This is a genomic window from Hymenobacter sp. PAMC 26628 (assembly GCF_001562275.1).
In the GTDB taxonomy this organism is placed as follows: Bacteria; Bacteroidota; Bacteroidia; order Cytophagales; family Hymenobacteraceae; genus Hymenobacter.
Map to the genome: position 1 here is coordinate 917549 of NZ_CP014304.1, position 19965 is coordinate 937513.

15 protein-coding genes are annotated in these 19965 nt (G+C 57.7%); 12 read left to right on the top strand and 3 right to left on the bottom strand.

Annotated features, from left to right (window positions below):
* Positions 1–184 precede the first annotated feature (184 nt).
* Together AXW84_RS04365 and AXW84_RS04370 are read right to left on the bottom strand one after the other, a co-directional pair.
* Entirely contained in the window at positions 185–3682 is a 3498-nt protein-coding gene (locus tag AXW84_RS04365; RefSeq protein WP_068229213.1) for a TonB-dependent receptor, read from the bottom strand.
* A gap of 145 nt (positions 3683–3827) precedes the next feature.
* On the bottom strand, positions 3828–4463 hold the full coding sequence (locus AXW84_RS04370) for a C40 family peptidase (protein WP_082773694.1): 636 nt from the start codon (positions 4461–4463) through the stop codon (positions 3828–3830).
* Positions 4464–4586: 123 nt separating this feature from the next.
* Between AXW84_RS04370 and AXW84_RS04375 the strand changes: the two genes are divergently transcribed.
* A complete protein-coding gene (locus AXW84_RS04375; RefSeq protein ID WP_068229219.1) occupies positions 4587–5999 on the top strand; it encodes an FAD-binding oxidoreductase in 1413 nt (470 codons plus the stop codon).
* A gap of 183 nt (positions 6000–6182) precedes the next feature.
* On the opposite strand, the gene AXW84_RS04380 is transcribed toward AXW84_RS04375, so the two are convergent.
* Positions 6183–6629 carry an acyl-CoA-binding protein gene (locus tag AXW84_RS04380; protein ID WP_068229222.1) on the bottom strand — a complete coding sequence of 149 codons (447 nt, stop codon included), beginning with the start codon at positions 6627–6629 and terminating at the stop codon, positions 6183–6185.
* Between the two features lie 122 nt (positions 6630–6751).
* On the opposite strand from AXW84_RS04380, the gene asnB reads away from it, so the two are divergent.
* The 11 genes from asnB to AXW84_RS24480 all read left to right on the top strand — a co-directional run bounded on the left by asnB (position 6752) and on the right by AXW84_RS24480 (position 19923).
* Positions 6752–8656, top strand: coding sequence for an asparagine synthase (glutamine-hydrolyzing) (gene asnB / locus AXW84_RS04385; RefSeq protein ID WP_068229225.1), 1905 nt, complete (start codon positions 6752–6754; stop codon positions 8654–8656).
* A gap of 80 nt (positions 8657–8736) precedes the next feature.
* Entirely contained in the window at positions 8737–10080 is a 1344-nt protein-coding gene (locus AXW84_RS04390; RefSeq protein ID WP_068229228.1) for a UDP-glucose dehydrogenase family protein, read from the top strand.
* A 168-nt stretch (positions 10081–10248) separates the two neighbouring features.
* Positions 10249–11199, top strand: coding sequence for a UDP-glucuronic acid decarboxylase family protein (locus AXW84_RS04395; RefSeq protein ID WP_068229231.1), 951 nt, complete (start codon positions 10249–10251; stop codon positions 11197–11199).
* Positions 11200–11265: 66 nt separating this feature from the next.
* Positions 11266–11694, top strand: coding sequence for a sugar 3,4-ketoisomerase (locus AXW84_RS04400; RefSeq protein WP_068229234.1), 429 nt, complete (start codon positions 11266–11268; stop codon positions 11692–11694).
* A gap of 102 nt (positions 11695–11796) precedes the next feature.
* A complete protein-coding gene (locus AXW84_RS04405) occupies positions 11797–12870 on the top strand; it encodes a DegT/DnrJ/EryC1/StrS family aminotransferase (RefSeq protein ID WP_269465516.1) in 1074 nt (357 codons plus the stop codon).
* Between the two features lie 80 nt (positions 12871–12950).
* Positions 12951–13877, top strand: a complete 927-nt coding sequence (locus AXW84_RS04410; RefSeq protein WP_068229240.1) for a glycosyltransferase family 2 protein — start codon at positions 12951–12953, stop codon at positions 13875–13877.
* Between the two features lie 1026 nt (positions 13878–14903).
* Positions 14904–16019 (top strand): GDP-mannose 4,6-dehydratase, encoded by a 1116-nt coding sequence (gene gmd, locus AXW84_RS04415; protein WP_068229243.1) that lies wholly within the window; start codon positions 14904–14906, stop codon positions 16017–16019.
* A gap of 276 nt (positions 16020–16295) precedes the next feature.
* Positions 16296–17231 (top strand): GDP-L-fucose synthase family protein, encoded by a 936-nt coding sequence (locus AXW84_RS04420; protein ID WP_068229246.1) that lies wholly within the window; start codon positions 16296–16298, stop codon positions 17229–17231.
* 131 nt (positions 17232–17362) lie between these two features.
* The gene (locus AXW84_RS04425; protein ID WP_068238905.1) at positions 17363–18229 is read left to right on the top strand and encodes an ABC transporter permease; all 867 of its coding nucleotides are present in this window, start codon (positions 17363–17365) and stop codon (positions 18227–18229) included.
* Positions 18230–18280: 51 nt separating this feature from the next.
* Complete coding sequence (locus AXW84_RS04430; protein ID WP_068229249.1) at positions 18281–19570, top strand: ABC transporter ATP-binding protein; 1290 nt, start codon at positions 18281–18283, stop codon at positions 19568–19570.
* Positions 19567–19923, top strand: coding sequence for a hypothetical protein (locus AXW84_RS24480; protein WP_157886808.1), 357 nt, complete (start codon positions 19567–19569; stop codon positions 19921–19923). Before AXW84_RS04430 ends, AXW84_RS24480 begins: the two co-directional genes overlap by 4 nt.
* The last annotated feature ends 42 nt before the right edge of the window (positions 19924–19965 follow it).

Below are 19965 nucleotides of genomic sequence, written 5' to 3' on the forward strand. Positions count from 1 at the left end.
TTTTGTGGGTTACCGCGGCGCCTATTGCGATTTGGTTCTGCAAAAGTAAGGCCCCGGCGCACATAGGCAAGGCCCCCAGCGCTTTTTTTGCCCAGCCAAAGCCAACGCCCAACTAATCAGCCAGAAAAAAAGCGGGCAGAACCGAAGTTCCGCCCGCTTTTCGAGGCAACGTGGGCCGAAAGGCTTAGTTGAAGAGGTAGCGCACGCCAACCTGGCCCTGCCACCGCGAGCCGATACCGCCAGTGTTGTTGCGGAACGTGTCCGTCAGCTTTACGCCAGCGGCCTTCGAGCCGTCGGTGGCCACGGACGGATTGGTCAGGTAGCGGTACTCAAACACTGGCTGGCCGGCGGCGTTGTAGCCATCGTAGGTCAGTGGATTACTGCGGTTGGGGGTCTGGAAAGTGCCCCAGTTGCTGTTGATTAGGTTACCGATATTGAAAATGTCGATGCTCAACTGCAAAGTATTGCGGTTGGTACCAATGTTGGTGAAGATGTCCTGGAGCAAGCGCATGTCCAGTGAGTGCTGCCAGGGCAATACGGCACCGTTGCGCTCCGCGTACTCGCCACGGTGCTTACTCAAGTACTTATCCTGGTTGATGTAGTTGTCCAGGTCTGTGAACTGCTGCGCTGCGGTGTATGTGCCGCCACCCTGAGCCGTAGTAAGGGTAATGTCACGCAGGTTGATTTCGTTGGCGTTACGTGGGATATACATCAGGTCGTTCGACGTTTGGTTGTCACCGTTCATGTCACCGGAGTATACATAGGAGAAGCGGCCAGCTGGTGCCCCTTGGTAGAACATGGAAAGTGTGGTTCCCAAGTGGCCCAAGTACTCGTGGCGATACGAAAGCGAACCAATCACGCGGTGCTGTAACAGGAACTGCGAATAGCTTAACGCCTCGGCGTTCGGATCGCCCGAGATCGAGCGGTCGCGCCAGATGGACTGAGCAATCGAGCCGCCGTCGTTCACCGAGCGGGAGTCGGAGTAGGTGTAAGCGGCGCTGGCGTATACGCCGTTATTGAAGGTCTTTTGCAGCTGCGCCGTGATGGCGTAGGAGTAACCCTTGTTGGTGTTCTTCATCAGGATAGCATCGCTGATGTTAGGGTTGGCAGCTGTGGCGCCGCCGCGGCCCGCGTAAATCTGGTAGTTGGCGGGAGAAGCAACCAAGCCGGCACTAGTACCCGTTAAGGGAGCACCGAGCGTACGGAAAATGGGGCGATTGTCAGCCCCAGCCGAGCGGGCAAATGGGTTGGCTTCCGTGCCGGGTAGGTTCACGTTCTGGTGATACACCGAGTTGATATCCTTCGTGTAGAAGGCTTCCAGGGTACCAATTACACCGCCGAATAGCTCCTGGTCGATGGCCAGGTTGGTGCGCCATACTTGGGGGAACTTGAAGTTCTGGTCCGTCACGGCCAAGTTGTAAGCCGTGTTGGCAGCAGCGTTCTGCGGCCGGTAGGCGTCCACATTCGGGCTGAAAGGATAGATGGAAGCGTTTGGGGTGGTTACGCCGTTTGCAGTTGTAGCAACCGCGCCGGCGGTGCTGAATGACCCAAATTGCACGCCGTTGTTGCTGGCTTGGTTCGAGAGCCACACAAACGGTACGCGGCCGGTGAAGATGCCTGTACCGCCGCGTAGCTGCGTTTTGCGGTCGTCGTTCACGTCCCAGTTAAAGCCCACGCGGGGCGAGAACAACACTTGCTTCTTGGGCAGGTTGCCCGTGTTAATCTTCACCCCGTCGCGGAACGTGAGGGCCGCGGCGTTGGTATTCTGCTGCAGGTCCGACGTTACAAAGGGCAAGTCGGCGCGAATGCCGTAGGTCACGCGCAGGTTGCTGCGGGGCGACCACTCATCCTGGAGGTAGAGGCCAAACTGGGCCGCCTGAATATCGGCGTAGGGAAACTGACCACCGGGCAGGGCTGAGTATTGCAGGTTGTAGCGTTGAGGCCCCTGGCGGGTTACCCCGGCCGCAAGCGGCGTAGCGGTAGCCGTAGTGCGGTTGTAGCTAAAACCAGCCGAGTTGTAAAAATCTTCCAGCGAGTTGAACGAGTAGTTGCCGTAGTAGTTCGGCGCAAAGCCGTTGCGGAACTTGTAATACTCGTTGTAGGTGCCCACCGTCACGTTGTGCTTGCCGAGGTAAGCGGTGAAGTTATCGCCGAGCTGGTACACGTCCGAATTGAGCAGGTTGAACGCCGTGAAGGGCTCGTAACCAAACGAGGTCAGCGAGTTTTGGGCGTTAATGCCACTTAGCGCGGCGCCGGTGCTTAGTCCCGTGCCGGTACCGATGTCAACCAGCGGGAAAGGGTTGCCGCCGAGGCTGGAGCGCAGGTCGCGGAAAGCCGAGTAGCCACCCGTCAGGTTGTTCGAGTACTTGCCGCTGCCGAATGTGCTGTTCAACTCGGCAATGATCGAGTTCAGGTTGTTGTTGATGGTGTAGTACGACGAAAGGAAGGGCAGGCCGAAGTATGACTGTGAACGCTGACCGGCGATGGCGCCGGAAGTGCTCGGCGGCACGTCGGAGAACGACTTCAAGTAGTTGTACTTGATGTTGAAGCGGTGGTTCTGGCTGATGTTCCAGTCCAAGCGGGCCGTAATCTTGTCGCTATTCGACCGGAGAACGAAGTTTTCATACGGGCCAGCGCTGTAGCCGTACTGTGCTTGCAGGAAGTTGCTGAGGGCATCAAGGTCGCGGCCCGAAGCCGTGGACACCGTGCCGCCCAGGGGAGGCGTGGTGGTACCCCGGTTGGCGGTGTAGTTACCCGTGGGCGGGTCGTTGCGGCGCTCGCGCTCAGCGTTCAGGAAGAAGAATAGCTTGTCCTTCACAATAGGACCCCCGATGCGGAAGCCGACGTTGTTCAGGTTGAAGGTGGGGTAGGGCGAGTCTACGTTGCCTACCTTGCTGCCCACAAATTGTTGGTTGCGGTAGAAGTCGTAGATCGAAGCCGAGAACTTATTGCTGCCCGAGCGGGTCACCACGTTGATGCCGGCCCCGGTGAAGGAACCCTGGCGCACGTCGAACGGGGCAATGCTCACCTGAATCTGGTCGATGGCGTCGAGTGAAATCGGCTGCGCGCCGGCCTGGCCGCCCACCGTCGACGATAGGCCGAAGGCGTTGTTGAAGATGGCGCCGTCGACAGTAATGTTGTTATAGCCGCTGTTGCGACCGCCGAAGCTCTGGCCGTTGGCCTGGGGCGTGAGGCGGGTGAAGTCGTTGAGCGAGCGGTTCAGGGTGGGCAGGCGCTCGATGGTTTCGCGCTGCACGGTGGTGCTGGCGCCGGTGTGGCTGGCGTTCATCACCGGGTCGCGGCGGCCGCTCACGGTCACTTCAGTCAGCTCGGTCGAAGCATCGTCCAGCTTCACGTCGAAGCGCAGGTTCTGGCCCAGGCTCAGGAACACGCCGTCGCGCTGCACGTCGCGGTAGCCCACGAAGCTCACTTTCACGGTGTAGGGCCCCCCGACGCGCATGTTCTGCAGGTTGAAGCGACCGTCGGAGTTGGTCGGCACCACGTACTGAGTGTTGGTGGGGGTGTGCACGGCGATAACCGTGGCCCCGGGCAGGCCCATCCCGGTTTTGTCCGAGATTACCCCGTTCATGGCGGCCGTGGTGGTGCCTTGGCTCCAACCCACCTGGGTTGTGAAAACCATCAGCACCAGCAGCAGCAGTTGGCGTAAACGTAAAAGCTTCATACGAAAAGGGTTAGTGGAGAAAAGAAACGCAGCAGAAGGGGTAAAAAAAGAATGAGTAACTGAGCAAGAGCAGTGTTAAGCCAACGTTACCTAATACTTTATTTACTCGGCACACCAAATGGCTAGGCAAAGGTAAGGGGAGTTCTTACAATCGGGGCCGCACGGCGCGGATGAACCGGCTCAAATAGTAATCCGATTCGAAGCTGTTTTCGACCACGCCCAGCGAGCTGGAGGCATGGATAAAATCCACCCCGTCAGCATCTACCACCGTTACCAGGCCCACGTGGGTGATGGTGCGGCTGCCGGGCGAGGCCCCGAAAAAAATCAGGTCGCCGGGGCGCAGGTCGGGCGCCGCCACGGGGGCCCCCCACACGGCCTGCTCGTTGGACGAGCGCGGAATGGCCACGCCCGCCTCGCCAAACGCCAGCTGGAGCAGGCCCGAGCAGTCGAGCCCGAGCCGCGTGGTGCCCCCGAACAAGTAAGGAGTGCCCTGGTAGGCGCGGGCTGCGTCGATGACGGTAGCCAGCGTACCGGTGGCGCTGCCGGCGCGAAACGGGCGCTTGGCCACGGTTTTGGTGGTGGCCCCGCCGGCGGGGCTGTACTTGTCCTTGGTTTTGAAGGCCGGGCGGGCGGGGCCCCGGCTGCCGTGCTTGAGGCGCACCATGTCGCGGGCCGAGCGGTAACGGCCGTCGCGGTAGTTGAGCTTGCGGCTGCACGCGCCCAGCACCAACGCGGCCCAGAGCCCAAACAGCAGCAGTATCTTCGTCGTCCTCCTACCCATCGGCGGCAAATATACTTTTATTCGCCGGTCAAAATAGGACCTTTGCGCCGCCGGTACAATTCCTCGGTGCCGATTGTTACTAGCTGTCAATCGTATACCTGCAAAATCTCATTTCTTTTTCTCATGCCCGACTTCCACGCCCTCACCCCCGCGCTGCTGGTACAGCTCGAAGCCATTGTGGGGCCCGCCCACGTGGCCACGGCCCAGCGCGTGCCCGCCGAGGAGTACGCCGCCTACGGCCAAGACCACACCGAGGACCTGCACTTTGCCCCCGACGTGGTGCTGACGCCCGGCACGCCCGAGGAAATCAGCCAAATCATGCGCCTCTGCCACGCGGCGCGGGTGCCCGTCACGGCCCGCGGGGCGGGCACGGGCCTCAGCGGCGGGGCCCTGCCGGTGCACCACGGCGTGGTGCTGCGCATGGCGCGCTTCGATAAAATTCTGCAAATCGACGAGCGCAACCTGCAAGCCACCGTCGAGCCCGGGGTGGTGACGGAGGCGTTCCAGAACGCCGTGCAGGCCGTGGGCTTGTTCTACCCGCCCGACCCGGCCAGCAAGGGCTCGTGCTTTTTGGGCGGCAACCTGAGCCAGAGCAGCGGGGGGCCCAAGGCCGTGAAGTACGGCGTGACGAAGGACTACGTGCTGAACCTGCAAGTGGTGCTGCCCACCGGCGACATCATCTGGACCGGCGCCAACACGCTCAAAAACGCCACCGGCTACAACCTCACGCAGCTCATGGTGGGCTCGGAAGGCACGCTGGGCATCATCACCAAAGCGGTGTTCCGGCTGCTGCCCTACCCGAAGCAGAACATCCTGATGCTGGTGCCCTTCCGCCAGGAGGCGCAGGCGGCCGAGGCGGTGTCGGCCGTATTCCGGGCCGGCATCGTGCCCTCAGGCATGGAGTTTATGGAGCGCGAGGCCATCGCCTGGTCGTCGGATTACCTCAAAATCCCGCTCACCCTGCCCGAGGACATCAAGGCCCACCTGCTCATCGAGCTGGATGGCCAGGACCTGGAGTACCTCTACAAGGAAGCCGAGCAGGTGTACGAAGTGCTGGAGCGCTACGACGTGGGCGAAATCCTGCTGGCCGATACGGCAGCCCAAAAGGACGAGCTGTGGCGCATTCGGCGCAACATCGGCAATTCGGTGCGCTACAATTCGGTGTACAAAGAGGAAGACACCGTGGTGCCCCGCGCCGAGCTGCCCACGCTGCTGAAGGGCGTGAAGGAAATAGGGGCCCGGTACGGCTTCAAAACCGTGTGCTACGGCCACGCCGGCGACGGCAACCTGCACGTCAACATCATCCGCGGCGACCTCGACGACGAGACGTGGAACGTGGGCCTGCGCGAGCCCATCAGCGAGATTTTCCGGCTCTGCGTGCGGCTGGGCGGCACCATCAGTGGCGAGCACGGCATCGGCCTGGTGCAGAAGGGCTACATCGGCATCGCCCTGCCCGACATCAACCTCGACCTGATGCGCGGCATCAAACAAGTGTTTGACCCGCACAGCATTATGAACCCAGGTAAAATATTTTAGTCCGTTGCTTTAGAGCCCCAGCGCGCTGTGTTAAGTCAATAAGAACGGTCATGCTGAGCGCAGCCGAAGCATCTCTCCCGCTGACTACTCTAATCGTTAGTAGATTAAATTACTCAGCGGGAGAGATGCTTCGGCTACGCTCAGCATGATCAGTTTTTTAATGCACAGTCCTCCAGGGCCTGTTTATTTCTGCGCGTCCTTCAACGTGTCCTCCCCGCCATACGGGGCCCCTTCGGTAATATCGCCGCGCAGGCCACCGTGGTCGGTGGCAGCGGGGGCCCCGGTGCGGCCGTCGGTGGGCACGGTTTGGGCGGAGGCGGCACCGGCGGGGCCCCCAGCGGCTTCGGCGGCGCGGGCCACGTACTGGCGCTTGGCTTCCTCCTGGGGCGTGCCCTTGTACTTGTTCCAGGAGTCCCACTGGCCCTGCGAGAGGCCCGCGGGCCCGCTGGCGTCGGTGGCTTCGTCGGCGGCCACGGCGTCGCCTTGCATATCTACGTCGCCGTCGGTAGCTTGCTTGTAGAGGCCGTAGAGGTCGGTCATCTGAGCCGCGGCGGCATCGGGTGGCAGGTTGTTGACCCGCTCCACGGCGGCTTGGAACTGTTGGTCGAGGGTGGCGTCGGAAGGATTCATACGGGGGGAAAATGGGTGGAAACTGCCGGGTGTACTGCCTTCGTGGGGCCCGGGTTGCGGATAGAACTCTGCGCTACGCTGGGGCCCCAACCGCTGGCCGTGCGTACTTTCGCCCGCAGCTTATGTGTGGAATTACCGGAGTTTTTGCCTTTTCTGATGCCGGCCGCCAGTCGCTGACGTGCTTGCAGGCATCCACCGATGCCATTGCCCGCCGTGGGCCCGACTCGCAGGGCCACTTCGTGTACGACCAGTGCGGGCTGGGTTTTCGCCGCCTGGCCATCCTCGATTTATCGGCCGACGGCAACCAGCCAATGACCGACGAAGCCGGCCGCTACACCATCGTTTTCAACGGCGAAATCTTCAACTACCGCGAGCTGCGCGAGAAATTGATTAAAAAAGGCTGCCGGTTTCACTCGCAGACCGATACCGAAGTTATCCTCCAGCTCTACATTACTGAAGGCCGCAGCTTCCTTAAAAAGCTGAACGGCTTCTTTGGCTTTGCCATCTACGACAAAGAGGAAAACTCGCTCTTCATTGCCCGCGACCGGTACGGCGTGAAGCCCCTGCTGGTGTACCGCGACGAAGACCAGCTATTTTTCGCTTCCGAGATGAAGTCGCTGCTGGCCCTGGGTGTGCCACGCAAGCTCGACTACGTGGCCCTGAGCCAGTATTTGCAGCTCAACTACATCCCGGGGCCCGCCAGCATCTTCAAGGGCGTTAAGAAATTGTTGCCCGGCCATTATTTGTACGTGACGGACGGCAAGGTGGTAGGCAAGGCCTGGTACAAGATTCCGTACGACCCCAAGAAAGTTGCCAAAAACAAGCTCAGCTACGCGCAGCAGCAGCAAAAGCTGGTCGAGCTGATGGACGACGCCGTGCAGCGCCGCCTCGTGGCCGACGTGCCGCTGGGGGCTTTCCTGAGCGGCGGCATCGATTCGAGCGTCATCACGGCGCTGGCCGCCCGCCACACCCCGCACCTGAGCACGTTCAGCATCGGCTTCAAGGACGAGCCGTTCTTCGACGAAACCAAGTACGCCAACCTGGTGGCGGCCCGACATAAGACTAACCACACGGTTTTCTCGCTTACCAACAACGACTTGTACGAGCACCTGCACGACATGCTGGACTACCTCGACGAGCCGTTTGCCGACTCGTCGGCCCTGGCCGTGTACATCCTCAGCCAGCGCACCCGCCAGCAAGTGACGGTGGCGCTGAGCGGCGACGGAGCCGACGAGATTTTTGGGGGCTACAACAAGCACATGGGCGAGTACAAGGTACGTCAGGGCGGCTTCAAGGCCGAAGCCGTGACGGGCCTGAACTTCCTGTGGGACGCGCTGCCCAAGTCGCGCAACGGCTTCTTTGGCAATAAGGTGCGCCAGCTCCAGCGCTTCTCGCGCGGCATGCTGTCCGGCGTGAAGGACCGGTACTGGGACTGGGCCACCTTCGCCTCTGAAAAGGATGCCCGGGCCCTGCTCAGCCCCGCCAGCCGCCAGAAAATCGGCAAGAAGCTGGCCGAGAAGCGCCGCAAAGACATCCTGGAAAACCTGCACGCCGACGGTGACCTCAACGAGGTGCTGCTCACCGACATGACGTTGGTATTGCCCTACGACATGCTCACGAAAGTGGACTTGATGAGCATGGCCAACTCGCTGGAAGTGCGTACTCCGTTCCTTGATTACAAAGTAGTGGATTTTGCCTTCTCGCTGCCCGTCAGCAGCAAGGTAGACGACACCATGAAAAAGCGAATCGTGCAGGACGCCTTCCGCGCCGAGCTGCCGCCCGAACTCTACGACCGGCCCAAGCACGGTTTCGAAGTACCCTTGCTGAAGTGGATGCGCAACGAATTGCGGCCCCTTATTGAAAACGACCTGCTGGCCGACGAGTTCGTGGCGAGCCAGGGCATTTTCGACGTTGACGCGGTACGCAAGCTCAAGGCCCAGCTTTTTTCACGCAGCCCCGGCGACGTCCACGCGCGCATCTGGGCCCTCATCGTCTTTCAAACGTGGTGGAAAAAATATATGCTTTAATAGGTGAATACCTTTGTTCGCCTCCCTGAGTGCGTTGCTTAGCTTTTATATTTCCAAATGTTAAACCTTAACCCATTAAAATGAAGATTGCAGTAGTAGGCACTGGCTATGTCGGCCTGGTGACGGGCACGTGCTTTGCCGAAGTAGGTATTGATGTGACTTGCATTGATATCGACCAGAAAAAAATCGATAACCTCCACAACGGCATCCTCCCCATTTACGAGCCGGGCCTGGAGGAAATGGTAGCTCGCAACGTCGAGAAAGGACGGTTGCACTTTTCGACTAATCTGAGCGAAGCCATCAAGGGCTGCGACGTGGCCTTTATTGCCGTGGGCACCCCGCCCGGTGAAGATGGCTCGGCCGACCTGAAGTACGTGCTGGCCGTGGCCCGCGGCATCGGTGAAAACATTGATGAGTACTGCGTGGTGGTCACCAAAAGCACCGTGCCGGTGGGCACGGCCGCCAAGGTGCGCGCTGAACTGGAGCAAGCCCTTCAAAAGCGCGGCGCTGCCGTTGAATTCGACGTGGCCTCCAACCCTGAGTTCCTGAAAGAGGGCGCGGCCATCGACGACTTCCTCAAGCCCGACCGCATTGTGGTGGGCGTGGCATCGGAGCGGGCCGAGGACGTGATGACCAAGCTCTACAAGCCGTTCCTGCTCAACGGCCACCCGATTATTTTCATGGATATCCCGTCGGCCGAAATGACGAAATACGCGGCCAACTCGATGCTAGCCACGAAAATATCGTTCATGAACGACGTGGCCAACCTCTGCGAAATCATGGGGGCCGACGTTAACATGGTGCGCCGCGGCATCGGCTCCGACGCCCGGATCGGCACCAAGTTTATTTACCCCGGCATTGGCTACGGCGGGTCGTGTTTCCCAAAAGATGTAAAGGCCCTGATCAAAACGGCCCAGGAAAACGGCTACGACATGCAGGTGCTACGGGCCGTAGAATCGGTGAACGACGCCCAAAAATCGGTGCTGTACGATAAGCTGAGCCGCCACTTCCAAGGGGAATTGCGCGGATTGCATATTGCCGTGTGGGGCCTCAGCTTCAAGCCGAAGACCGATGACATGCGCGAGGCGCCCTCATTGGTCATCATCGAGAAGCTGCTGGCGGCCGGCTGCACCGTAACGGCCTACGATCCGGTGGCCATGCCCGAAGCCAAGCACAGCCTGGGCGACCAGATTGCCTACGCCAAGGACGAGTTCGACGCGCTGATTGATGCCGACGCCCTGCTGGTGGTAACGGAATGGCCCGACTTCCGAGTGCCAAACTTCAACGTAGTAGCCCGCTTAATGAAGCAAAAAGCCATCTTCGACGGCCGTAATATTTACGAAGCCAAGGAGCTGAAAGAGTTAGGCTTTGCCTACCACTGCATCGGGGTGAAAACCGACCACAAAGAGCCAGCGGTTTCTTAGTATAAATATTAATCGAATCAAGTAGAATGTCATGCTCATCTGACGTCCGCCTGTCGAAGCATCTCTCCCGCTGACTAATTTGATTACTGCCGCGGGAGAGATGCTTCGACAGGCGGACGTCAGATGAGCATGACCTACCTTCTTTAATTTGGCGCTTACTTTTCACTTATGACTGAAGAAAAAAAACGTATCCTCATCACCGGTGGGGCGGGCTTCCTGGGGTCGCACCTTTGCGACCGGTTCCTGGCCGAAGGCTACCACGTCATTGCGATGGACAACCTGATTACCGGGTCGCTCCAAAACATTGAGCACCTGTTTGGTAAGAAGGAATTTGAGTTCCACAACGCCGACGTCAGCAAGTTTGTGTTCGTGCCCGGCAAGCTGGATTACATCCTGCATTTCGCCTCGCCGGCCTCGCCGATTGACTACCTGAAAATTCCGATTCAGACTCTGAAGGTGGGCTCGCTTGGTACCCACAACCTGCTGGGCCTGGCCCGCGTGAAGGGGGCCCGGATGCTGATTGCCAGCACGTCGGAAGTGTACGGCGACCCGGAAGTGCACCCGCAAGTGGAGGAATACTGGGGCAACGTGAACCCCGTGGGGCCCCGCGGCTGCTACGACGAGGCCAAGCGCTTCCAGGAAGCCATCACGATGGCCTACCACAACCACCACGGCCTGGAAACCCGCATCATCCGCATCTTCAACACCTACGGGCCCCGGATGCGCCTCGACGACGGCCGCGTGCTGCCGGCGTTCCTGTCGCAGGCGCTGCGCGGCGAGAACCTGACCGTGTTTGGCGACGGCTCGCAGACCCGCTCGTTCTGCTACGTAGACGACTTGGTGGAGGGTATCTACCGCCTGCTGCTCAGCGACTACCACATGCCAGTGAATATTGGCAACCCGTCGGAAATCACCATCAAGGAGTTCGGCGAAGAAATTGCCCGCCTCACCGGCGTCGAGTTCAAGCCCACCTACCAGGCACTGCCCGAAAACGACCCGATGAAACGCAAGCCCGACATCACCAAGGCCAAGGAAATCCTGGGCTGGGAGCCCAAGGTGGACCGGGCCGAGGGCCTGCGCCGCACGCTGGAGTATTTCAAGGAGCACGTGAAAGTGTAATCGGGCCCCGGGTAGTTATTTTGAAGCGGGAGCGGCGCCAAGCCGTTCCCGCTTTTTTGTTGCGCCATGTCCGCCTTCGCCGAACCGTACCTCATCACCCTGCCCAAGCTCGGGGCCCCCGACATCGGCTACATCTCGGTGGCCGACGGGCAGGGGGCGGAGGTACCGTTTGCGGTGCAGCGCGTGTTCTGGACGTACTACACCCCGGAGAGCATCGTGCGGGGCCGCCATGCTCACCACCGCACCGAGCAGGTGCTGGTGGCCGTGGCCGGACGCATCACCGTCATCACCGAAACGGCGGCGGGGGGCCTGCACACCTTCCGGCTCGAAGGCCCCCACGTGGGGCTGTACGTGCCGCCCTTCACGTGGCATACCATGCAGTACTCGCACTCGGCAGTGCAGCTGGTGCTGGCCTCGCAGCCGTACGACGAGGCCGACTACATCCGCGACTACGACCAGTTCCGGACACTAGTGCGGAACCGGGCGGCGGGGTAGGGGCGGGCCTATCTTTGCCCGGCCCTACCCCGCCGGACTGCTACGCCGGCGGCCGTTGCGCGCACGATGCCAGGGCCCCTACCGATTCCTTTCTTCTCGATTGTGCCCCAGCACGCGCCGCTGCGCGCGCAGGTGCTGGCCGCCATGGCCCGGGTCTACGATTCGGCCTGGTACGTGCTGGGCGATGAGGTAGCGGCCTTTGAGCGCGAGTACGCGGCCTTCAACCAGGTACCGCACGCGGTGGGCGTGGCCAACGGCCTCGACGCGCTGGCGCTGGCGCTGCGGGCCCTGGGCGTGGGGCCCGGCGACGAAGTGTTGGTGCCATCCAATACCTACATTGCCACCTGGCTGGCCGTAACGCACGTGGGGGCCCGGCCGGTACCCGTCGAGCCCGACCCCGCCACCAGTAACCTCGACCCGGCGCGGCTGGCGGCGGCCCTCACGCCGCGCACCCGCGCCATCGTGCCGGTGCACCTGTATGGCCAGGCGTGCCGCATGCCGGAAATCATGCAAGTGGCCCGGCAGCACGGCCTGCACGTGGTGGAAGACAACGCCCAGGCCCAGGGCGCCGCCTTCGGCGGGCGGCTCACCGGCACCTTCGGGGCCCTGAACGCCACCAGCTTCTATCCCGGCAAAAACCTGGGGGCCCTCGGCGACGCTGGGGCCCTCACCACGGCCGACGCGGGCCTGGCCGAGCAGGTGCGCACGCTCCGCAACTACGGCTCGGCGCGCAAGTACCACAACGACGTCATCGGCTACAACTCCCGCCTCGACGAGCTGCAAGCCGCTGTGCTGCGCGTTAAGCTCGGGCACCTGCGGGCCTGGACGGCCCAGCGCCAGCAGCTGGCTGCCTGGTACGGCGAGCACCTTGCCGGTACCGACGGCCTACGCCTGCCCGCCGTGGCACCCGGAGCCACCCACGTGTGCCACCTCTACGTGGTGCACACCCCGCGCCGCGAGGCGTTGCAGCAGCACCTGGCCGCTCAGGGCATCGGCACGCTCATCCACTACCCCGTACCGCCGCACCGCCAGCCCGCCTACGCGGGGCTCGGGTGGGCGGCCGGGGCCCTGCCCATTGCCGAAAACCTGGCCGCCACTTGCCTGAGCCTGCCCCTGTGGCCGGGCATGACGGAAGAGCAAGTTGCTGCCGTAGCCATGGCCATTCGCCAATTTTAAAGCAGTTTTGTGGCCAACGGGGCCCGCCAAGCCGTGGGCTGGCGACGGCCGCGCCGCCTATATTCCCGGAACAGAGCACCATGCCCAAGCTTTCCATCGTCATTCCTTGCTACTACAACGAGGAAAATATTCCGGTGACGGTGGCCGAGCTGGTAGCCAACGAAGCCAACTTCGCACCCGGCCTAACCTTCGAGTATGTGTTCGTCAACGATGGGTCGGGCGACGATACCCTGGGGGCCCTGCGCCGGGCCCAGGCGCAGTACCCCGGCCGCCTGCGCATTGTGGACCTGGCTGGCAATGTGGGCTCGTACAATGCCATTGTGGCGGGCCTGGCCCACGCCACCGGCGACTGCTTGGCCATCACCACGGCCGACTTGCAGGACCCCCTCGCCCTGATGGCCCAGATGTACGGCTACTGGCAGCAGGGTTTCAAGCTGGTTATTGGCAACCGGCAGGAGCGCGAAGAAACCGGCGCGGGCGAGTGGCTGGCCAGCGGATTTCACTGGCTAATGAAGCGACTGGCTTTGCGTAATATTCCGGACGGGGGGTTCGACTACGCCTTGTTTGACCGGCAGGTGGCCACCGAAATTCTGAAATTGCACGAGCGCAACTCCAATGTGTTTTACCTGATGGTGTGGCTGGGGTTTGCGTACGTGAGCTTGCCTTACACCCGCCGTAAGCGCCAGATTGGCCGTTCGCGCTGGACGCTCACCAAAAAAATCACGCTCCTGATTGACTCGCTGGTCTCGTTCTCGTTCGTGCCCATCCGGGCCATCTCGGTGGTGGGCCTGGGCCTGGGCCTGCTCGCTTTTCTCTATGGGCTCTACGTCATCGCTCTCAAGCTCGTGCACCCTAACGAGCCGGCCGGTTGGACCACCTTGATGGTGGTGCTGCTGTTCGTGTCGGCTTTCCAGATGATAGCCCTGGGCGTAATCGGTGAATACGTGTGGCGCGGGCTGGATGCTGCTCGCAACCGGCCCCTGTACGTAGTCAAAGAACTGTTTTAAAGCGACTTATAGTAATTTCGCAATTGTTCTACCCGTTCGCCTCACCCCCCCGGCCGCATCTGCTTAATGCGCAGCGTCTCCGAATAAGGAAAGGGAGAGCTAAGCGATAGCCGCGTGTACACTAACCAAGAAACCATTCCAGGGGCTAGTAGGCCCAGCACTTCCCGCCGCTAGTAACAGAAAGACTGTTTAGGAACTCTACTGAACATCATGCTTCACTGCACTCAGCATGACGTTCTAGTTGTTTTCGAGGACTTCCTAAACATCTTCAGAATGTGCTAACGTGGCCTAAGCACTTCTTGAAATAAAGGCTAGCCAGGTTAATTTATTGGTAAAGTTCAATTTTTATTTTTGCAGAGCACATGGCTGACTGCTTCAGTGGCATCTTGATGTAGGCACGGGCGCCTGCAACATGGCTGAGAATTGGGTTGCGCCGGAGCAATAACTGGCATACTAACTTGAAGGTAACTCGAGCCTGCCTCCAACCTAGCTCCAGCCATACTCGAACCTAGCGCTAAATGGAGGTTGTGGCGCTCGATAAATTGGAAGAAAGCGGGTATGCAAGCGAATGCATGATAACCCGATTGGACGAATAAAAGAAAATGGCTGGGTAAATAATAAAATGCGTTGAACTCAAATAAATTCAATTTTTGATTAGTTGCCAATGTGTATTCGGTTGCAGAAAATTGAATAATGCCTAAAATATTTTTGCTAGCCGGGCACGATGGTCAAATGAGTGAACTGGCACGTAGAGCCCCGGGCTATTCAAGTATTTAATGGCCTGATTAAGGCCTTTACTAGGTAGATAAGTGACGAGGAGGGAAAAGTTGCCAGGGGCGGAGGGTAGCGCAAGAGTCGCCTTAAGGCTGTGGAAGCGATAAAATATTGACACAGCATCTTATATCTTTGATGTTAGTTGCCGTATGAAGCGGATAAAACCCGCAATTAAATTGCTTTTATTGTGCCCCACGTAGCCACTCGTGTCTTACTAAATCATCTTATAATCCAAACATCATTTCACACATCATGAAACGCGCACTTATCACGGGCATCACGGGGCAGGACGGTTCCTACCTGGCCGAACTATTGCTAAGCAAAGGCTACGAAGTACACGGCATCAAGCGCCGCTCCTCGCTGTTCAACACCGAACGCATCGACCACCTGTACCAAGACCCGCACGAAAAGAACGTGCACTTCAAGCTGCACTACGGCGACCTGAGCGACTCGACCAACCTGATTCGCATCGTGCAGGAGGTGCAGCCCGACGAGATTTACAATCTGGGGGCCATGTCGCACGTGAAAGTGTCGTTTGACACGCCCGAGTACACAGCTGACGTGGACGGCGTGGGCACGCTGCGCTTGCTCGAAGCCGTGCGCATCCTGGGCATGACCAAGAAGACGCGCATCTACCAGGCTTCGACCTCGGAGCTGTACGGCTTGGTGCAGCAGGTGCCCCAGTCGGAAACGACGCCCTTCTACCCCCGCTCGCCTTACGCGGTAGCCAAGCTCTACGGCTACTGGATTACGGTGAACTACCGCGAGGCCTACGGCATGTACGCCTGCAACGGCATCCTCTTCAACCACGAAAGCCCCCTGCGCGGTGAAACCTTCGTGACGCGCAAAATCACGCGCGCCGTGGCCCGCATCGCCTTGGGCCTGCAAGACGCTTTGTTTTTGGGTAACATCGACGCCAAGCGCGACTGGGGCCATGCCAAAGACTACGTGGAAGCCATGTGGCGCATGCTCCAGCAGGACGAAGCCGAAGACTTCGTGATTGCCACCGGCGTCACGACCACCGTGCGCGAATTCATTCGCCTGGCGTTTATGGAAGTGGGCATCGAAGTAGCCTTTGAAGGCGAAGGCGTGGCAGAAAAGGGCCGGGTGGTGGCTTGCCACAACTCCGAATACCAGATAGCCGCGGGCACCGTGGTACTGGAGGTAGACGAGCGTTACTTCCGCCCGACGGAAGTGGAGCTGCTCATCGGCGACCCCACTAAAGCTAAGCAGAAGCTGGGCTGGGTGCCGCAGTACGATTTACAAGGCTTGGTGAAGGAAATGATGCAGTCGGACGTTGACGGCGCCCGCCGCGACGAGTATCTGCGCGAAGGTGGCCACACCATTTTGAAGAACTACGCCGAGTAATCAGCGTGGGAGGCCGTTCAGCGAGCGCCTCACCCCCTAGCCGCATCTGCTTTATGTGCAGAATCTCGGAGAAGGAGAGGGCGAACTAGTTCTAGTTTTTAGTTTTTGCACTAAAAAAAACTAAATCTAGGCCGTCATGCTGAGCGCAGCCGAAATATTTCTCCTGCGCAGGTAATTCAATTGTTTGAGTTAGTTACGCGGGAGAGATACTTCGGCTGCGCTCAGCATGACGGCCTGGGCTTTATAAGCTTTCAATCATTACGTAACACCTCTTTTATGGAATTGAACGCCAAAATATACGTGGCCGGCCACCGCGGCATGGTAGGCAGCGCCGTGGTGCGCCGCCTGCAAAAAGCCGGCTACCAGAACATCGTCTACCGTACCTCCAAGGAGTTAGATTTGCGTGATACGGCGGCCGTGAACAGTTTTTTTGCCGAAGAAAAGCCGGATTACGTGATACTGGCGGCGGCCAAGGTGGGCGGCATTATGGCCAATAACACGTTTCGCGCCGATTTTCTGTTTGAAAACCTCCAGATTCAGAACAACGTCATCCACGCCAGCCACGAACAGGATGTGAAGAAATTGTTGTTTCTCGGCTCCTCGTGCATCTATCCCAAGATGGCTCCCCAGCCCATCAAGGAAGAGTACCTGCTGACGGGGCCCCTGGAGTCAACCAACGAGCCCTACGCCCTGGCCAAAATCGCCGGCCTCAAACTCTGCGAGGCCTACCGCGACCAGTACGGCAGCAACTTCATCAGCGCCATGCCCACCAACCTGTATGGCCCCGGCGACAACTATGACCTGAACAACTCGCACGTGCTGCCGGCGTTGCTACGCAAGTTCCACGAGGCCAAGGAGAGCGGGGCCCCCGAAGTAGAGGTATGGGGCACCGGCACCCCGCGGCGCGAGTTCCTACACGTGGACGACTTGGCCGATGCCTGCCTGCACCTGATGCTGCACTACGACGGCAAGGAGCCCGTGAACGTGGGAACCGGCGAAGACCTGACCATCCGCGAGCTGGTGGAGTTGGTGTGCGACACGGTGGGCTACACGGACAACGTGCGCTTCAACACCGACAAGCCCGACGGCACACCCCGCAAATTGCTCGACGTATCGAAGCTAGCCGAAGCCGGCTGGCGCTATAGAACCGGCCTACCGGAAGGCGTCCGGGCCGTGTATCAAGAGGCATTTCAGCCTACACCCGTCGCATAGTACAATTCCCTCCAGCAGGTATGTCCCGCCGGCCAGTTACCTTTACGCCCGGAAGCAACTGCTTCCGGGCGTATTTTTTATTTTACCCATTGCTAGTGGACACGATAAACGTTCTAGAAAAACCACAACCTTTGCCAGCTGAAAATAGCCCGCAGGAGGAGAACTGGACCGAAGTAATTCAACCTCGTACCAACCTGCTGGACCTAGGCCTAGGCGATGTGTGGCGCTACCGCGATTTGGTGATGCTATTCGTGCGCCGCGACTTCGTTTCGACGTACAAGCAGACCGTGTTAGGGCCCATCTGGTTTTTTATCCAGCCTCTACTCACCACCATCACCTACGTTATCATCTTTGGTCGGGTAGCTAAGTTATCCACCGATGGGCTACCGCAGATGGTGTTCTACCTATCCGGTATCACAGTTTGGAACTACTTTGCTCAGACGCTGACGGTGACCTCTACGGTGTTTCGCGACAACGCCACCATGTTCGGCAAGGTGTACTTCCCTCGCCTGACCATGCCGCTGTCTATCGTTATCTCCAACTTAGTGCGGTTTGCTATTCAGTTCGGGCTATTCCTGGCCATCTGGCTGTACTACCTGGTGAAGGGCGGTAGCAACATCCACCCCAACTGGCTGATTGCGCTTACGCCGTTGCTGGTCATCGTGATGGGCCTGATGTCGCTGGGGCTAGGGATGATATTCAGCGCGATGACTACTAAATACCGGGACTTGGCCATGCTGCTGGCCTTTGGGGTGCAGCTGCTCATGTACGCTACCCCCGTCATCTACCCCCTGTCGAGCATCACCGGGCAGTACCGCTGGCTTATCCTAGCCAACCCCATGACGTCCATCGTCGAAACCTTTCGCTATGCCTTTTTGGGTTCGGGTACATTTAGCTGGGAATATTTAACGTACAGCGTTGCTTTCACTACAGTTATCTTATTGCTAGGGACTATTGTTTTCAACCGCGTCCAGAAAAGCTTTACGGATACCGTATAGGGCCCCCAGTAACCCCCGCTTACCTTACCTGTTGCCGCTAGCTAGAAACCAATGAGTGATATTGCCATCAAAGTAGAAAACATTAGCAAGCTGTACCGCCTGGGCGAAGTAGGCACGGGCACCATCAGCCAAGACCTTAACCGCTGGTGGGCTGGCGTTCGCGGCAAGGAAGATCCATTCGCCACCGTCGGTGAAACCAATGACCGCACCAGCAAGGGCGTTAGCGATTTTGTGTGGTCGCTCAAAGACGTAAACTTTGAAGTAAAGAAAGGAGAGGTATTGGGCATTGTTGGTCGCAATGGTGCGGGCAAATCCACTTTGCTCAAGATACTCTCTAAAATTACTGCTCCAACCACCGGGAAAATCAACGTCAATGGGCGTATTGCCTCTCTGTTGGAAGTAGGAACCGGGTTCCACCCCGAGTTAACAGGCCGGGAGAATATTTTCCTCAATGGGGCAATCTTGGGGATGAGTAAAACGGAAATCCGTAGCAAATTCGACGAGATTGTGGACTTCTCCGGTGTCGAACGCTACATAGATACGCCAGTAAAGCGCTACAGTAGCGGCATGTATGTCCGGCTCGCTTTTGCAGTCGCTGCTTTCTTAGAGCCTGAAATCCTAATTGTTGATGAGGTACTAGCTGTAGGTGATGCTGAGTTCCAAAAGAAATGCTTGGGACGGATGAAAGACGTGAGTGTGAACGACGGTCGGACTGTGCTCTTTGTAAGCCACAATATAGGTGCTATTCAAAAGCTGTGTGATACTGCCATCTTAATGAATAATGGAAAAGTAACGCAGCAGGGGAATACAAATGATGTTTTAAATCATTATTTATCAAGCGGCAAATCAACAAATTGTGTAGTTGCAAGACCCAAGAGTGAGCTTCAGGATAGCTCAAAGAAGGTATTAATTACGAGGGTGGCCCTTGTGGATGCTGAAAATAAAATACTCGATTTGGTTCTAAACGATTCCATAGTCTTTCTTGAAATTGATATTCAAATTCTTAAAGAAGGAATGGGGTATAATTTTATATTTGATATTTGGAATAGTCAAGGAGAATGTTTATTTGGCAGTGCTTATTTTGATACTCAAATTGAAAAGTTGCAAGAAACACAATGGGAGAAAGGTAAAATGAAAATGAAAGTGAAGTTGCCTGTCGCAATGTTTAAAGAAGGAGTGTATTATTTAAATGTTGCAAGCGCAATACCTAATGTTGAGATGCTAGATCAATTTCCGTTAGAATTAGTATTTAAAGTAAGTGATATTTCCAGTCCGATATTTAAATCTGGAGAAGGAAGGAATGGTGTAATGATACCATCATTAAATTGGTCTAAATCATGAATTATTTATTTGAGGTAATCAAACGTAGAATTTCAAATCTTTTCTATAATTCAAAGAATATATCTTCCGAAATAAAATTTATTGAAAATGTTTTTAAAAAAAGTAATGATAAACATATTTTAGTTTCTTACATTGTCCGACCTTTCATTTATGGTTTAAATAACACACATACTAACTTATTGGAATGTTATACGGCTTGTCAAATTTTTGATGAATTGGGATATAACGTTGATGTTATCGATTATGATAATTTTGATTGCGATTTAACTTTTACAAAATACGATTTAATTTATGGGTTCGGAGAGCCAGTTGAGAGAAGTCTTTATAATAGGGGAACTCAAAAAACAAAATAATAATTTATGGAACTGGTTGCGATACAGTTTTTTCCAATAGGG